The organism is Marinobacter sp. AL4B, assembly GCF_019916045.1.
In the GTDB taxonomy this organism is placed as follows: domain Bacteria; phylum Pseudomonadota; class Gammaproteobacteria; order Pseudomonadales; family Oleiphilaceae; genus Marinobacter.
This window is the reverse complement of the sequence record NZ_JAILWZ010000010.1, coordinates 59,058-75,679: the sequence shown is the minus strand read 5'-3', so window position 1 is coordinate 75,679 and position 16,622 is coordinate 59,058. Positions and strand designations below refer to the sequence as shown.

Annotated in this window: 15 protein-coding genes and 1 pseudogene; 10 read left to right on the top strand and 6 right to left on the bottom strand. The window is 50.4% G+C overall.

Translation table 11 applies throughout. From position 1 onward, the window contains the following. Nucleotides 1–107 precede the first annotated feature (107 nt). The 10 genes from K5L82_RS02425 to K5L82_RS02380 all read left to right on the top strand — a co-directional run bounded on the left by K5L82_RS02425 (nt 108) and on the right by K5L82_RS02380 (nt 10,215). Nucleotides 108–2,909, top strand: a complete 2,802-nt coding sequence (locus K5L82_RS02425) for a monovalent cation/H+ antiporter subunit A (RefSeq protein ID WP_223133034.1) — start codon at nt 108–110, stop codon at nt 2,907–2,909. Then, nucleotides 2,909–3,277: a Na+/H+ antiporter subunit C gene (locus K5L82_RS02420; protein WP_223133033.1), complete on the top strand. Its 369-nt coding sequence runs from the start codon at nt 2,909–2,911 to the stop codon at nt 3,275–3,277. Before K5L82_RS02425 ends, K5L82_RS02420 begins: the two co-directional genes overlap by 1 nt. Next, complete coding sequence (locus K5L82_RS02415; protein WP_223133032.1) at nt 3,274–4,791, top strand: monovalent cation/H+ antiporter subunit D; 1,518 nt, start codon at nt 3,274–3,276, stop codon at nt 4,789–4,791. Before K5L82_RS02420 ends, K5L82_RS02415 begins: the two co-directional genes overlap by 4 nt. After that, a complete protein-coding gene (locus tag K5L82_RS02410) occupies nt 4,791–5,279 on the top strand; it encodes a Na+/H+ antiporter subunit E (protein WP_133004792.1) in 489 nt (162 codons plus the stop codon). Before K5L82_RS02415 ends, K5L82_RS02410 begins: the two co-directional genes overlap by 1 nt. After that, complete coding sequence (locus K5L82_RS02405) at nt 5,276–5,545, top strand: K+/H+ antiporter subunit F (protein WP_133004791.1); 270 nt, start codon at nt 5,276–5,278, stop codon at nt 5,543–5,545. Before K5L82_RS02410 ends, K5L82_RS02405 begins: the two co-directional genes overlap by 4 nt. 21 nt (nt 5,546–5,566) lie before the next feature. After that, entirely contained in the window at nt 5,567–5,893 is a 327-nt protein-coding gene (locus K5L82_RS02400) for a Na+/H+ antiporter subunit G (RefSeq protein ID WP_133004790.1), read from the top strand. A gap of 30 nt (nt 5,894–5,923) precedes the next feature. After that, on the top strand, nt 5,924–7,567 hold the full coding sequence (locus tag K5L82_RS02395) for a fatty acid--CoA ligase (protein ID WP_223133031.1): 1,644 nt from the start codon (nt 5,924–5,926) through the stop codon (nt 7,565–7,567). A 378-nt stretch (nt 7,568–7,945) separates the two neighbouring features. Beyond that, nucleotides 7,946–8,095 carry a hypothetical protein gene (locus K5L82_RS16770; RefSeq protein WP_223133030.1) on the top strand — a complete coding sequence of 50 codons (150 nt, stop codon included), beginning with the start codon at nt 7,946–7,948 and terminating at the stop codon, nt 8,093–8,095. Nucleotides 8,096–8,568: 473 nt separating this feature from the next. Beyond that, nucleotides 8,569–9,147, top strand: coding sequence for an NADPH-dependent FMN reductase (locus K5L82_RS02385; protein ID WP_223133029.1), 579 nt, complete (start codon nt 8,569–8,571; stop codon nt 9,145–9,147). A 9-nt stretch (nt 9,148–9,156) separates the two neighbouring features. Beyond that, on the top strand, nt 9,157–10,215 hold the full coding sequence (locus K5L82_RS02380; protein ID WP_223133028.1) for an LLM class flavin-dependent oxidoreductase: 1,059 nt from the start codon (nt 9,157–9,159) through the stop codon (nt 10,213–10,215). A gap of 468 nt (nt 10,216–10,683) precedes the next feature. Here the strand turns inward: K5L82_RS02380 and K5L82_RS02375 are convergent. The 6 genes and pseudogenes from K5L82_RS02375 to K5L82_RS02350 form a co-directional block, all read right to left on the bottom strand. Further along, nucleotides 10,684–11,731 (bottom strand): annotated as a pseudogene (locus tag K5L82_RS02375) (IS3 family transposase). A 216-nt stretch (nt 11,732–11,947) separates the two neighbouring features. Further along, nucleotides 11,948–12,337: a RidA family protein gene (locus K5L82_RS02370; protein WP_223133027.1), complete on the bottom strand. Its 390-nt coding sequence runs from the start codon at nt 12,335–12,337 to the stop codon at nt 11,948–11,950. 26 nt (nt 12,338–12,363) lie between these two features. Next, complete coding sequence (locus K5L82_RS02365) at nt 12,364–14,244, bottom strand: sigma 54-interacting transcriptional regulator (RefSeq protein ID WP_223133026.1); 1,881 nt, start codon at nt 14,242–14,244, stop codon at nt 12,364–12,366. A gap of 30 nt (nt 14,245–14,274) precedes the next feature. Further along, a complete protein-coding gene (gene leuD / locus K5L82_RS02360; RefSeq protein WP_223133025.1) occupies nt 14,275–14,910 on the bottom strand; it encodes a 3-isopropylmalate dehydratase small subunit in 636 nt (211 codons plus the stop codon). 157 nt (nt 14,911–15,067) lie between these two features. Then, nucleotides 15,068–15,424, bottom strand: coding sequence for a hypothetical protein (locus tag K5L82_RS02355; RefSeq protein ID WP_223133024.1), 357 nt, complete (start codon nt 15,422–15,424; stop codon nt 15,068–15,070). Further along, nucleotides 15,421–16,587, bottom strand: coding sequence for a class I SAM-dependent methyltransferase (locus K5L82_RS02350; protein ID WP_223133023.1), 1,167 nt, complete (start codon nt 16,585–16,587; stop codon nt 15,421–15,423). Before K5L82_RS02350 ends, K5L82_RS02355 begins: the two co-directional genes overlap by 4 nt. Between the last annotated feature and the right edge of the window lie 35 nt (nt 16,588–16,622).

Sequence of the window (16,622 nt, the reverse complement as noted above, 5' to 3'; positions counted from 1 at the left end):
AACCGGAGCTTACCCGGTTTTTTGTGCAGCGAGGCAGACCGCCCGCTACACTCTGAAGGGCGTTATGCCCCACATTCACGCCTGAAAACACCAAAAACGAGGTTGCGATGTCGCTACCGCTGGTTGTCCTACTGCCCTTTTTAGGCGCGATTGCTGCTCCCCTGTTTGCTCAGGGAGGGCGTACAGCGATTGCTATTGCATCTTCCGTGCCCGCGCTGATCGCGTTGGCCGCCCTTTTCCCCCATTGGGCAACGCTGGCCGATGGCGGCGTGGTTCTTCACAGTTTCGAATGGCTACCAGCGATCGGGATTTCGTTCTCGTTCCGTCTCGACGGCCTGGCTCTCATGTTTGCGCTGCTGATCCTGATCATCGGGCTACTGATTATTATCTATGCCCATTACTACTTGAAGGCGACTGAGAACGTCAGGAAGTTTTACTCGTTACTCCTTTGTTTCAAAGGCTCAATGCTGGGCATTGTGTTGTCTGGCAACCTGTTGCTGATGCTCATTTTCTGGGAGCTGACCAGCCTTACCTCGTTCCTTTTGATCAGTTTCTGGACCCACAAACAGGATGCACGCCGAGGGGCCCGAATGGCACTAGCCATAACCGGCGGTGGCGGTCTGGCCTTGCTCGCAGGCATTCTGATCATCGGTAACATCGTAGGCAGTTTTGAACTGGACGATGTGTTGGCAGCAGGCGACTTGATAAAAGCTCACGCTATGTACCCGGTCGCTCTGACGCTGGTTCTGCTGGGCGCATTCACCAAATCCGCCCAGTTCCCGTTTCATTTCTGGTTACCTCACGCCATGCAGGCGCCCACACCGGTGTCTGCCTATCTGCACTCCGCCACCATGGTAAAAGCCGGCATCTTTCTGATGGCGCGTTTGTATCCTGCACTTGCCGGCACTGAGCTGTGGTTTTACCTGGTCAGTTTTACGGGTATGGCCACGCTGCTGATCGGTGCCTATACCGCGATGTTCAAGCACGATCTGAAGGGTCTGCTGGCGCACTCGACAGTCAGCCATCTTGGTTTGATCACGCTGCTGTTCGGCATGGGCACCAAACTGGCGGCGGTTGCGGCACTGTTTCACGTGATCAACCACGCCACTTTCAAAGCCTCGTTATTTATGGCAGCCGGGATTATCGATCACGAAACCGGCACCCGAGACATGCGCAGAATTAACGGACTTTGGCGTTATATGCCTCACACCGCTACGCTTGCGATGGTGGCTGCATCGTCGATGGCTGGTGTGCCGCTGCTAAACGGTTTCCTAAGTAAAGAAATGTTCTTTGCGGAATCCTTAGCACTGAACCTGCCCGGCTTCTGGGCTTGGCTGCCCCCGATTGTCGCGACTCTGGCGGGCATCTTTGCGGTCGCTTATTCCGCTCGCTTTATTCATGACGTGTTTTTCAACGGCAAGCCGGTGAATCTGCCGATTTACCCACCTCATGAGCCACCGCGCTATATGAAGTTCCCGGTAGAAATTCTGGTATTTGCCTGCATCATGGTGGGTATATTCCCGGCCATTTCGGTTGGCCCACTGCTGTTTTCTGCGGCTCAGGCGACTCTGGGTGGCGCGGTACCGGATTACCAGTTGGCAGTGATGCACGGCGTTAACTTGCCGTTGATGATGAGTGTCGCAGCCTTTGTGGGTGGCTTGCTGATGTACAGCCAGCGCCAGCGTTTTTTCGACTTCCACGCTCGTTTCAAAGAAATTGACGAGAAAGCCGTTTTTGAAGCGGTGTTGATGCGCATCGAAAAGTTCACCCATAACCTGACCGCACGTATCGAAAACGGCTCGCTGCAACGTTACATCATGCTAGTGGTGGTGAGTGTCATCGCGGTATCGATCGTTCCGATTATGGGTCTCGGTATTTTTGTCGGTAGTGAAGGTTTATCACCCATCGACTGGCCTACAGCGCTTGGCGCCGGGTTCCTCATTGTGTCGGCACTGGCCACGGCGTTCATTCATCGTGAACGATTCACCGCGTTGGTGCTCCTCAGTGTGGTCGGCCTGATGGTTGCTCTGACTTTCGCCCGTTTCTCCGCACCCGACCTGGCCATGACGCAACTGTCGGTAGAAGTGGTCACCATGGTGCTGCTGATGCTGGCGCTTTATTACATGCCCTCCTGGACACCGCTGGAGACATCGAAAGGCCGCCGAACACGGGATATCGCTCTGGCCTTGTTGGCGGGAACCGGCATAACTCTTGTTACTTTAGCCATGCTGACTCAGCCGTTCACATCTATCTCCGAGTTCTTCCTTGAGAACAGCAAGCCGGGTGGTGGTGGCACCAATGTCGTGAACGTAATTCTGGTGGATTTCCGGGGTTTCGATACCTTGGGCGAAATCACGGTGCTGGCGATTGCAGCTATGGGCATTTACGCAATGCTCAAGAATACCGCACTGACACCGCCCCCGGGCGATGGCCAGGGGCATACCTGGACCCGTGACGCCTATCCGTTGATGCTCAAACAGGTCGCTCGTCCGATGCTGCCAATGGCACTTATGGTATCGGCCTACATCTTCCTGAGAGGGCACAACATGCCGGGCGGTGGTTTCATCGCAGGCCTGATCACCTCGGTAGCTCTGGTCATCCAGTACGTTGCCAATGGCATGATTTGGACTCAGGACCGGGTGGGCATCAAGTATCACAACGTGATCGGCCTTGGATTGTTGTTCGCCACCATTGCCGGCGCAGGCAGTTTGGCCTTCAGCTATCCGTTCCTGACCTCCACATTCGGGTACATCACCTGGCCAGTGGTCGGTAAGTTTGAAGTGGCCTCGGCGCTGATATTCGATCTGGGCGTTTATCTGGCGGTCATCGGCGCGACCCTGCTGATTCTGGTCAGTATCGGCCGGGTTTCGCCGCACTCAGCCATCAAGAGCCCGCGGAGGAAGTCGTAATGGAAGTATTGTTTGCTTTGGTCATCGGCACGCTCACAACATCCGGTGTTTACCTGTTGTTGCGAGCCCGCACCTTCCCGGTTGTCATGGGGCTAACGCTGCTGTCTTACGGGGTGAACCTGTTCCTGTTTGCCTCGGGCCGGCTGAGTACCGCGCAACAGCCAATTCTGGGCACTGCGGAAAATTACTCTGACCCGCTGCCTCAGGCGCTGGTGTTAACCGCCATCGTTATCGGATTCGCCATGACGGCCTTCGCCGTGGTGTTGTCTCTGCGCAATCTGGCCGACAACGATGACGATCATGTAGACGGCTGCCCGCCGGCACATCCTGCCAACAGTAAGCAGGAACAGGAGGAATCCGGCAAATGAATCACTGGCTCATTGCTCCCATCGCCATTCCGTTACTAGGCGGCATGCTGCAGACCTTTATGGGCTATGCGCCCATCAGCCTGCGGCGAACGCTGGCCATTACCACCAGTGTGCTGGTTTTAGTTGCCTCTATCGTCCTAGTGGGCCTGGCCGACGACGGCAGCTACCGAATATACGCGTTCGGCAACTGGCAGCCACCCTTTGGCATCGTGCTGGTCCTCGACCGGCTCGCTGCGCTAATGCTAGTGCTGACATCAGTGCTGGCTGTGTTTGCTCATATATTCTCGCTTGGCGGCGCAGACGAAGGTAATCGACAATTCCACACACTGTTCCTGTTCCAGATCATGGGCCTGAACATCGCGTTTCTGACGGGCGACCTGTTCAACCTGTTTGTGGCGTTTGAAGTGCTGCTGATTGCGTCCTATAGCTTGCTAATGCATGGCGGCGGCACCACCCGAACCGTGCCCGGGCTACACTATGTCGCCTTGAACCTTGTGGGCTCCGCCATCTTCCTGATTGCCGTGGGCATGATCTACAGTGTCACAGGCACTCTGAACATGGCCGATCTGGCGGTCAAAATCCCGCAGGTAACCGGTGAAAACCTCGCACTGGTGAAAGCCGGTGCCATGATGCTGCTGGTGGTATTCGGCCTTAAAGCTGCCATTCTGCCGCTGTGTTTCTGGCTACCGAAAGCGTACGCCAAAGCCACCGCGCCGGTGGCAGCTTTGTTTGCAATCATGACCAAGGTGGGCGTTTACGCCATTATTCGGGTTTATGTTCTGATCTTCGGCGAAGGCGCAGGCGAGCTGGCATCTCTTGGCATGGACTGGCTATTCCCACTCGCTCTGATTACGCTGTCGATGGGGGTTGTAGGTGCCTTGGGGGCAAACAACCTGAAAACACTCATCGCCTGGCAAGTTATTATTTCAGTAGGCACCTTGCTTGCGCCGGTCGCCTTAGGCTCCGAGGCGGGTGTTTCAGCCGCCTTGTTCTATCTGCTTAGCACCACCTGGACCGTGGCAGGCCTATTCCTGGTGGCCGAGCTGGTGGCCATCCAAAGAGGCAGTGCAGGCGACCGTATTGTCACTGCGCCCAAAATGCCACACCGAACGCTTATCAGCGTACTTTTCATGATTGGCGCGGTCTCTGCGGCCGGGTTACCCCCGTTGAGCGGCTTTTTCGGTAAGGTACTGATTCTCAAATCGGTCGAGACCGGCCCGCAAATGGCCTGGCTCTGGTCGGTGCTGCTGGTCGGTAGTTTCTTCACGCTGATCGCCTACAGTCGTGCTGGGAGCATTTTGTTCTGGCGCACGATTGATGGCCACATAAAGCCACCGGAACCGATGAAAAGCGTCGTCTCGGTATCAACCGGTGCCTTAATCGGGCTGACGGTAGTGATCGTGGCTTTTGCGGGCCCGATTAACGAATACACGGTAGCCACTGCCGCCCAGCTATTCGACACCTCCGCTTATACTCAAATACTCGAAACGCCGATGTTTGGGGGGGAAAACTGATGTTCGATCGTTTGAATTTCCCGCAACCCTGGTTAAGCCTAGTGTTGTTCAGCACTTGGCAATTCCTGAGCGACGGTATTTCCGGAGCCAGCGTGGTGATGGGCCTGTTGCTTGCTTGGATCATCCCTCAAATCACACATGGCTTCTGGCCGGAAAGACCGGCTTTCGTGAAAGTATGGCGAATGCCGATGTTCGTTCTGATGGTGCTCTGGGATATTCTAGTTGCCAGCTTTGAAGTGGCAATCCTGATCCTAAACCCCAGGCAACCCAAGCCGGCTTTCGTAAACTACCCCCTCCAGCTGGAGCACCCTCTGGCCATTTCGTTACTGGCCAGTACCATTTCACTGACCCCGGGCACGGTGAGTGCCGATGTCAGCGATGACAACAAAATGTTACTGATCCATGCATTGGATGCCGAAAGCGAACAAGAGGTCATCGATGCGATCCACAAGCGATACGAGAAGCCGTTGATGGAGATGTTCCGATGATGACAACTGCACTCTACGCAACCATCGCCATGGTCATGACTGCGGCTTTACTGAACGTGTATCGTCTGATCAAAGGCCCCGACGCGCCCGACAGGGTTCTGGCGCTAGATACTCTTTATATCAATGCCATTGCCATGATCATTCTGCTTGGCATTACCTTCAATTCGCGGATGTACCTCGAGTCCGGCTTGTTGATCGCGGTCATGGGTTTCGTCAGCACCGTCGCGATGGCCAAATACCTGAAACGCGGCAGCGTCATCGAATAACGGGGCCAAAGGAGGCATTCCATGAGTCTAGTTACTGAATACATTGTTTCGGCTCTGCTCATTTTAGGCGGCGCATTCACCTTGGTCGGTGCTATTGGGCTGGCTCGACTGCCGGATTTTTTCACCCGCTTGCACGGCCCGACTAAAGCGACCACAGTGGGCGTCGGCGCAATCATGCTCAGCTCCGTGATTTACTTCAGTAGCCACGGATTTGGTATTTCAGAAATATTGATCACCGTATTCCTATTCATGACGGCACCCGTGAGCGCCAACATGCTCGCGAAAGCCGCCATGCATATGGGCGTAAAATCCATGAAAGGCACCCGAGGCAATCCTTGGGAGCAATAACCTAAAGCAAGAGACACGAGGTGTTCAAAGATGGCCAAAACAAAAATTCTTCAGCCAGCAGATAATGCCTACCAGTACCCGCTGCTGATTAAGCGACTCCTCATGTCCGGGCCCCGATACAATCCGGACCAGGAGATCGTCTACGCCAATCGTAGCAAGTACACCTACAGCGATCTGGTGGAGCGTGTACACCGCTTGGCAAATGCGCTGACGGATGCCGGTGTGAAAGCCGGAGATACCGTTGCGGTGATGGATTGGGATACGCCCCGTTACCTGGAGTGTTTCTTCGCCATTCCGATGATCGGCGCCATCCTGCACACCGTAAACGTGCGGCTGTCACCGGAACAGATCGTCTATACCATGAACCATGCTGAAGACGATTTGGTGCTGGTTCACGACGACTTCATGCCGATCATTGAAAGCGTGAAAGACGACGTTCAGACGGTCAAAACCTGGATTCAGCTCACCGACAACGATTCAGCCGCCGACACCTCGATCAACACGCTCGGCGAATACGAAGCGTTACTGGACAAAGCGGAAACCCGATTCGACTTCCCGGACTTTGACGAAAACAGCGTCGCCACGACGTTCTACACCACCGGTACAACCGGCAACCCCAAAGGGGTTTTCTTCAGCCATAGGCAGTTGGTTCTGCACACGCTCGCGATGACCGGCACTCTGTCGGCTTACGATGAGATGCCATTCCTGCGTTCGTCTTCCGTTTACATGCCGGTAACGCCGATGTTCCACGTACACGCGTGGGGCGTGCCCTATGCCGCCACACTGCTGGGCATCAAACAGGTGTATCCGGGCCGGTACGAGCCCGAATTGCTTGTTGATCTGATTAAAACCCATAAAGTCACAACCTCTCACTGCGTCCCCACCGTTATGCAAATGATGATGGCGACGGAATCGATCAAGACCGCGGACCTCAGCAACTGGAACGTACTGATCGGCGGCAGCGCACTAACCAAAGGCTTGTGTGATGCCGCGTCCAAACTTGGTATCAAGATGTACACCGGCTACGGTATGTCCGAAACCTGCCCGCTTTTAAGTGCCACCTACCTCAAACCGGAAGATCTGGAATTACCACTGCAAGAGCAGACCCACATCCGTGTGAAAACCGGCATTGCGGTACCCATGGTGGAGCTGGAAATTGTGGACCCGAATGGTCAGCCGGTTGCCCATGACGGCGAAGCCAAAGGTGAAGTGGTGGCCCGAGCACCCTGGCTGACCCAGAGCTACTTCAAAGAGCCCCAGAAAGGCGAAGATCTCTGGCAAGGCGGTTGGCTACACACCGGCGATGTGGCATCGATGGAGCCAAATAACACACTTACCATCAAAGACCGCATCAAAGATGTGATCAAAACAGGCGGCGAGTGGTTGTCTTCTCTGGATCTGGAAAACCTGATCAGCCAGCACCCGGCTGTGGCCGGTGCCGCCGTTGTAGGTGTACCAGACGAAAAATGGGGCGAGCGGCCTTACGCTCTGGTGACGCTAAAACCCGGCGAAAACGTTGGTTTGGACGACATTCAACAGCACCTGCAGGAATTTGTAGAAAGCGGCGAAATCAACAAGTGGGCAATTCCCAGCCAGATTGATTTCGTGGAAGACATTCCGAAAACCAGTGTTGGCAAGATCAACAAGAAACTGATTCGGGATCAGTTGCAGTAAGACTAACTGAGATTACTATGGCCCGCCGGACTCTCCTGCGGGCCATAGTCGTTCTTCAATACATAAGCCCCCGCCTCAAAAAGATGTACGCCGAAGAGCGCCTTAAATCGCAATTGCGCCAGCCCCACAATCAACGCAACTGGAATTTCAGTCTGTGCTACCTGTATCTGCGCAACGTTAAGGGCTTTTGGCTAGAACCATAAGCACACCTACCGGATATACCAGGAGCTGGAACGGAACCTGCGTATAAAACCGAAGAAACAGTTGATTCGTGAGAAGCCGGAATCGCTAGCTGTCCCACAGACGCTAAACGACTGCTGATTGATGGATTTCATGCACGACCAATACTCACATGGCAGAACGTATCGGCGGTTCAATGTGATCGATGACTACAATCGGGAGAGTCTGGTGATTGATACCGACTTCTCGTTAACCGTAGAGCGGATGATAGGCTCTTTGAGTCGACTGATCGCACGGCGCGGCACACACCAGGCTTCTTCCGCAGGTACTACGCGCCCGAGTACATGAGCGGAAAACTGATTAATTGGGCTAAGCAGACAGGCAGTGAACTATTGTGTATCCAGCCCGGTAATCCAAAGCAGAATGCATGCATTGAGCGTTATGACCGGTTAAGCCACTATCAGTTCGAATCGATCGAAGAGGTTCAAGGCTTTTCAACTCGATGGCTCTGGACTTATCACCATGAGCCAGCGAATACGGCATTGGGAGGCATAACACAGACACAAAGGTAGCTCTGGCTTCCTAAACGATTCCATATATCCCCCGATTATAAATGGGGGAATTACCACTGTGCATTTCAATACTGAAACGTCAGCATTCAATTTGCATCAACGCTTTCTTAATAACGCCTCAAGTTTTTTTCAAGTGATTGAAATTATTAAAAAAACAACTCTGGCATGCCGCTTGCTTTTATAATCTTAATTTTTAACAGGCTCTAAATATCGAAAAAGTAAATGACGTCAACTATACGAGATCTGCTAATGAAAATTAAAATCGTCTCAAGTAGTCAGAACAAACCAAGTAGTAGCTTCGAGCTATCTAAACTTCTCAAAGAATATATCGAAAATAATATAGATAATAACTTCGAAATTGGAATTCTTAATTTAGTTGATCTAGGTCTTCCTTTTTGGGACTTTTCTGCCTGTTCCGAACAATATTCAAATGGGGTAGAGGAAGAGATCGACGCTTTTATCTTTGTGGTCCCAGACTGGAACGGGATGATGCCGCCTATATTGAAAAACTGGTTCTACTTCGTGGGCAGTGCTCAATTCTACCACAAACCCGTTCTTCTTTGTGGAGTTTCTTCTGGAGAAGGTGGGCACTATCCTTTGGTTGAATTAAGGGCTTTTGCCGCCAAGAACTTTAGAATGAACTTTATTCCTGAAAATTTGATTTTTAAAAACGTAAAGGAGCTCCTGTCAACTAAAACCATTAAAGAGAACAAATTAAGAGAGAGGATAAATCACTGCACAAGGACATTAGTAGCTTATTCAAAGGCTCTAAAATCTGTAAGGAGTGAACTTGGAGAGCCAAGCTCAACAATAAAATATGGCATCTAGGAGATTTCTATGAAGTTCGGAATTTTTTTACCTAATGGTAGTAACGGATACATTCCTTCGAAGGACAGCCCTGTTTATCAGCCTACTTTCCAGCATAACCTAGAGATTACATTAGAAGCAGAGAAGCAAGGCCTGGATTTTGTTTTATCTATGATGAAATACAAGGGGTTTGGTGGAGATACTGGATACTGGGACTCATGCCTTGAAACATTTACATTAATGGCAGGTTTAGCTGCAAAAACAGATAAAATAGGCCTATTCCCTACCGTTACCTTACTTGCACACAACCCTGCAATCACTGCAAGAATGGTTGCTACAATTGATCAAATTAGTAATGGGCGCTGTGGACTTAATATCGTCACAGGTTGGAATAAGCCAGAATATACACAGATGGGCTTATGGAAGGGAGATGAGTACTATCATAAACGATACGAATTCGCTGAAGAATATCTGGGGTTGGTGAAAAGTTTTTGGAACGAAGAATACGTTAGTTATTCTAGTGATTTTTTCCATTTTGAGGATTGTGCTTGTTGGCCAAAACCATCTCGTCAGATTCCTATCGTTTGTGCGGGGCAATCTCCAGCAGGGATCGACTTCACCGCACGAAATGGCGATCATAGCTTTATTATGGCCGAGAAAAATCTATTGGCAAAGACTTGCGAATCAATGCGTCGTGCTGCTGAAAAGAACAATAGACAGGTTGGCATATTTGCGCTTTTTCAGCTTATTATTGCGAATTCAGACGATGAGGCGATTGATATCTGCAACTCTATCGTTGACGGGGCAGATCGTGGTGCAATCAATAATATTCTTGCCAGCGCCTCCATGGATACAAGTGCTGGAGGCACTTCCGAAAGAATGCGGCAAGGATTAGGTAAGGACTTTGAAGAAGGTAACCTTGCTTTTATGGGAATGCCAGTTATTCATGGTAGCCCGAAAACGATAGCACGAAAAATTGATGAGATTTCGGAAACGGCTGGATTGGATGGAATCTTATTTAGCATGCCGGACTTTGTTTCATCGATTAAAAGATTTGGGGAAGAAGTAAAACCCCTTTTAAAGGGTTAACAGAAGGCATGAGGCTAATTATAATACTCAATTAGCCTCAACTACAGCCTTTCCTTCATGACCCTTCTAAATCAAATACATAATCTGAATACTTTTAAATGTTTCTTTTGAGCTACCTTCAAAAATAAACTAATCAATATTTTCTTTATTTTCCATCCCCCAGTGACCACCCAACCTGACACCTGAGAACGCAAGCGAGTAAATTGGATATATCGCCCGACATCCCTGAAAAGTAATCGCGATGATAAGCCGAATTTTTCACCCTGAAAACCACAGGAAATCCCTTTCAATGAAAACTCCTCCCTCACATAATCAACTCGTCAATTAGAAAAAAACTACGATAATATGAAGGCCTACACAGAAATCGCTATCAAGGAGAGTGCGAACGCCAGGTTCCTTCAAAGTCCAAGCTTCATGTTCTCATGGGTGTGTACCCCCCCATTTTTAACCACCCTGTTGAGTGAAGGGTTAAGCTGCTTGTCGCAGCTTGGTTGGAGGTATGCCTCCGATTGCCGTATTGGGTCGTTCGTTATTGTATTGCCACAGCCATTGCGTAGCTAATAGCCGGGCATGGGGAACACTTTCGAACTGGTGCAGATCCAGCCATTCATGCCGTGCCGTCCGGTTGAAGCGTTCGATATAGGCGTTCTGAGTGGGCTTGCCGGGCTGGATGTAGATTAGCGTAATTCAATTCCTGTTGGCTCAGTCAACCAGTGACTGTGAGATGTATTCCAGTCCGTTGTCACAACGAATAACCGCTGGTTTGCCGCGCCATTCAATGATCTGGTCCAAAGCACGGATTACTCGTTGAGCAGGTAATGACAGATCTACCTCGATGCCCAGGCCCTCACGATTGTAATCATCGATCACATTGAACGTCCGGAACGTCTTGCCACTGGCCAGCTGATCACTCATGAAGTCCATCGGCCAGACAAGATGTGGCATAGTCGGAACATCCAGCTGGCCCGGATAATCTCGCTGGGTCCTTAGCCGGGGCTTGATGCGAAGGTTCAGCTCCAGCTCCCGGTAAATGCGATACACGCGCGTATGGTTCCAAGGGTAGCCTTTCACGTTGCCCAGATACAGGAAACACAGGCCAAAGCCCCAGCGCTTGTGCGTGAGCCGTAACAGCCAATCCGCCACCTGAGCATTCTCGCCACAAAGCTTTGCTTGGTAGCGATAGCAGGTCTCGCTGATGCCGTACACCACGCACGCCAACCGAATGCTCATTCCATGCTTGGCCACGCCCTTTCTGGCCATCTCCCGGCGCAGAGATGGCCTTACAACTTTCCCTCCAGCGCTTCCTGGCGCAGCTCGGCTTTAAGCCGCTCTTCGGCATACATTTTCTTGAGGCGGGCATTCTCAGCTTCCAGCTCTTTAAGACGCTTCATCATCGATGCGTCCATGCCGCCGAACTGACATTGTGTTCCCGGGCCAGCTCAGCAACCGGAACTCCGGCTTCGTGCTGTTTGAGGATTGCCATGATTTGGCTGTCGGTGAATCGAGACTTCTTTATCTGTCGTTCCTTTTGCGATCATTGTAAAAGTCTCTACTCAAAACCTAGATTATTTTCTGGGGGGATTACAATGGCATTTGGCAGCATGAATTCGTAAAAACGATCCAGCTCACCGGCAGCCAGCGCTTCTGTAAGACTCCAAAAGGCTTGCTCAAAAGATTCTATTGATATACCAGCCCTTGCGGTCAGAAGTTTTATAAATTTACCGTAGAGGTTCTAACGGGTGGCAATGACATCTAGCTCGACCATCAGTTCCGGCAGCGCTAGTGATTGCACACCGACTGTGGTGTCGGCTGGCCAAGGTTCAGAAAAGTAGCGATGGCGCATGGTGATGATGTGCTCAAAATCTGCCATATCAGTGAGATAGACGGTTATCTTAAAAATGCGTTCAATGCCTGAGCCCGCCGACTCCAGTGTTCGCCGGATGTTGGACATAGCCTGTTCGATCTGAGCATTGATATCACCCGCCCCGACAATCTCTCCCGCATCATCGAGGCTTGCCTGACCGGAAAGGAAAACCAAGTCTCCAACACAGTGCCCCTGACCGATCGCAAAAGAACTAAATACATCAGGTTCTACCCGAATCGGTTCTGTTCCAATTGTCATGTCCAACTCCTGTTGAGTTTCTTCCCTTAACCCTGACCGGATTCAGGCTTGAGCTGTTTTAACCGACGCCACAATGTCGTCTGGCTGATGCCGAGATATTCGGCAGTGCGTGTTTTGTTTCCTCCAAACTGTTCCAACACCTTTAGGATTTCCTCCTGCTCCAGCAACTGCAGATGGCCGCCTCCAAACGTATCGGGTAGGGATTTCCCTGACACCTCGAAAAGTTCAGGTATCAAGTTCGGCAGATTTGCCGAGAACTGGTTGATAGAGTCGTAAAGCTTTGAGGATACCAATAACCGTTCAAGCAGATTTTCAAGCTGGCGAACGTTCCCGGGCCAATGGTAGCCGAGAAAATGCGGAATCAGCACCGCAATTAAAGCTTCAACATCGGCTTCAATCTGATATTGCTGACTGTGCATCAAGAGAAAGTGCCGGGCTAGCGTCTCAATATCTTCAGGCCTATCTCTCAGCGGCGGTAAGTTTACAATAAACACATTGAGCCGGTAGTAAAGGTCTTCGCGGAAGCGACCAGCTCGAACCTCTTCAAGAAGATCGTGGTTACAGGCAGCGACAAACTTGATGTTCAGAGTAATCGACCGACGCGAACCGACTGGGCGAACTTGTCTCTCTTGGAGCACTCTCAACAACTTCGCCTGGTGAGGTGCCGGTAAAGAATTAACTTCGTCCATAAAGAAGGTGCCATTATTCGCCGACTCAAGGAGGCCTGACTTACCACCACTACGAGAGCTGGTGAACGCGCCATCCGCGTAGCCAAACAACTCGGACTCAAACAGCTCTACCGGAATTGCAGCGCAGTTAATGGCGACAAAAGGACCGTCACGGTTTGCGCTGGACTCATGGACAACTCGCGCAGCCAGCTCCTTCCCCGTTCCTGTTTCCCCCCTTAACAGGACAGCTCCGGGAGTCGCTCCGTACACTTGTAAAAAGTGCGTTGCCTCCGCCATGGGCAGCGACTGAAATACCAGACGTCTGACCGATGAGTCTGTGCCTGCATTCTCCTGAGGCGCCGCCTTGATTGCGTAGAGGTGGCCCACCCTGCCCCCATCAACATCGAAAGCTGTCTTATCAACTCTACATAATCGCTCGCCAAGTAAAATAGCTTCAGCTACTGTATCCGCAGCCTGCAAAAAACGCCCATCCAGAAACCGGTCGATCCGTTTATTGCGCATAAGGCCGCTGAACAGCTGCTCGGCCTGATGGTTGAAACCGACAACCTGTTCGTCACGGTTGGTGATGATGGCGGCCGTTGGCGCTTGCTCTAGGAGAAACTTACCAAATGCACACTGTTCTGCCTCGCGTTTGCACTCTCCTGCAACAGCAATAGCCTTGCGTACCATTTGCCGGCAGGCTTCGCGAGAATATACAAGAACATAGGGGATGCCCCATTGTTCTGCGAGATCGCAAACAAAGCTCGTTCCGATCACAACGCCGAATCTGCCTTTGTCGATCCCGTTGAATATGTCTTTCGCTTCATCCGCCGTTTGATAAGTACGGTGGACTATCTCTACCCCTTCCACGTAATCCAAAAACTCCGTCCAGGCAGCTTGATGCTCGTGCGTTAGTAACAGCATTTTTCTGCTAACCTGCCGTGCCTTGAGAACGGAATTGACGAGATCTGACTGCAGAACCTCTAGCGCCACTACCGGTATCGGAAGCGTATCTTTTAGGTAAAACGCGTTGGCGCCGGCACTGACAAAAACATCAACGGCGTCGTGCTCCACCAGTTGCCGTGCCGAGATCAGTGCATCATTGAAAATACTGTCAATGATGATGATTTCTGCTATCGACTCAAACTCTGGTGTCAGGGAATGGACCAGCTTGCTGAGTTTAGAGTTTCCGATCAGGCATACCCTCACCCGACTGGTCTCAGAATTATAGAATTTCATCGAGATACTCTCGCGCGCGGGCAATTTGCACTATTCAAATAACCAAGGTTCCAAGACTTTACGCTTGGTTTCGTATGCCTTGACAGATCGGGAGAATGTTAGCGTGCGGCCAATTTCATCCAAACCACTCAACAAGTTTTCCCGCCGTCCTGGCTCAATCGAAAACTCCCAAACATTCGCCCCAGCACTGATCTTGCAGTTCTCCAAATCAACAGATAGTTCAAGGGTGCCCACAGTCCGAACCATAGCGAAAAGTTCGTCGATGACGCCTTCATCCAGAATCACCGGCAGCAACCCGTTGTTAAAGCAATTGTTGTAGAAGATATCACTGTAACTGGTCGCAAGTACTGTCCGAATGCCAAAATCCATCAGAGCCCAAACTGCATGCTCGCGGGATGAGCCGCACCCGAAATTGGCGCGAGTCAACAGAATAGATCCGTGATCATAGGGTGCTCGATTCAGGATGTGCTCAGGGTCAGGTCGCCGCTCGGAAACCGGAATATCCACATCCCCAGGGTCAAGATATCGTTCATCGTCAAACAGAAAATCACCGAAGCCTGTTTTTTCAAGAACTTTCAAATACTGCTTCGGTAAAATAGCGTCCGTATCTACGTTCGAGCGGTCGAGTGGGATAATCACTCCTGAATATGTTCTGAATGGTTCCATGTTAAAGGTCTCTCGATTTCACGATTATCACACCAGAACTCAGGGCCTGGATGACCGGCTCATTCTCCACCGGAAATTGGCATTTTTAGTATCCAAACATCATGAAGTATGGGAAATAGTGCCCGCATTTCTGCGGGCACAAATGCCAAAATAAAAATCAGCTTTCAGATAATGCAATCGCCTCGTCATAACTTATGTTATTTTCTTTATCGCGCGGCTTCACAACATCCCCCTCAAGAACCTGAAGAACACTGCTTAGCATAATCTCAATGCGAGCATCTCTTTCTTTCCTAACAGAGTCACCCGGAACATAACTTTCAATTTCATCCGAAGTTACAACATTCTTTTCTTTTAGCAATCGTTCCAGAGTATCTTGCCTTTCGTATAAAACAGACATTTCATTTGTTAAACCAAATATCATAGAAATGAGCTTATCTACTGCCGGATCATCAAAAAAAACAGGTCTCTGTCCTTTTGCTTTTCGAGGTAATTTGATTTCTGTATTGTTATTCATTTCCACGCTCCATATACATACCATTGTCCAGCACCACCAAAATCCCCCCCCTGAAACACATGAGTATATCGCTCTTTTAGGTTTGCCTCGAAAGCACTCGGAGCCAATATTTCAAGTACCTTTTCAGAAGCAAACCCGGCATCTGAAAGCGCCACTGATGGCTCTATTTTGTGGCTTGCACGCCAAAACGGCTCATTATTATTTCTCGTATCCCAATCAAGCATGAACGCATCATAAGTATCGAGGTCTTTATATGGAGGCGTCTCACCCATAAGTACAACCCCGTCTTTTTTCAAAACACGATTACATTCTTTAAATATATGTTTCGAGGCACTGGTTGAAGTCTCATGCATCAGGATACTTCCTGTAATCACATCAAACTCTTCATTATCAAAATCAAGATTTTCTGCATTCATCTGATGATAATGAATCTTGACGCCAAGCGCTTCAGCCCGGGCATGCGCGTACCTCAAGACGGGAGCGCCGACATCAATAGCGTGGATTTCGGCTTCAGGATAGTATTCAGCCCATGCTAGTGTTGAGTGGCCTACGCTACAACCCATATCCAGAATTTTCTTTGGCTTGAAGCCAGGATGATTTTCTTTTAGCCATTTAGCAGTAGAGGCACCAATATCATCATTAAGCGGGCCCATTCTACCCATAGAATAGATATAAACACCTAGGTCATAGATCGCACCTGCAGACACATCATCCGGCATAAAGTCGCTATGATAACCTCCCGGCATACAGTGGATATCAACCGCCGTATGGTACTTAGGGATTTTCAGATCAGAATTAAGGCTTAGACTTCCAATCGGTTCATCCGATGCTATTTTTTTGAATTTCTCGGACAGCTCAGCAGCCTGCCGCTCGACTGGCACCTGCACAGAACTCCACATGAGTTCTTGGGAAGTTCTCTGCATACTGCTCCAGAACCTGAAGTAGTCTTCACGGTACATTTCTTTCTCGACGTCTTGAAGACCGGGATCAGAGCCCAAGCGAGGCTTCACTCGAGATTCGTACACATCGCGATTTCGTGGCGAAATATTTTGAGCCAGATACAACTTAAGGTTTCTGACAAAGTTCTGACGCGCATTATCATCATGACTCAGCGCTGCAAGCATTGAGTGCTTTTTTTGCTGATTTGTGGCTACAGTGTTCATATTGATCCCCTTAGCAAAGATTCTTTTTGTTAACT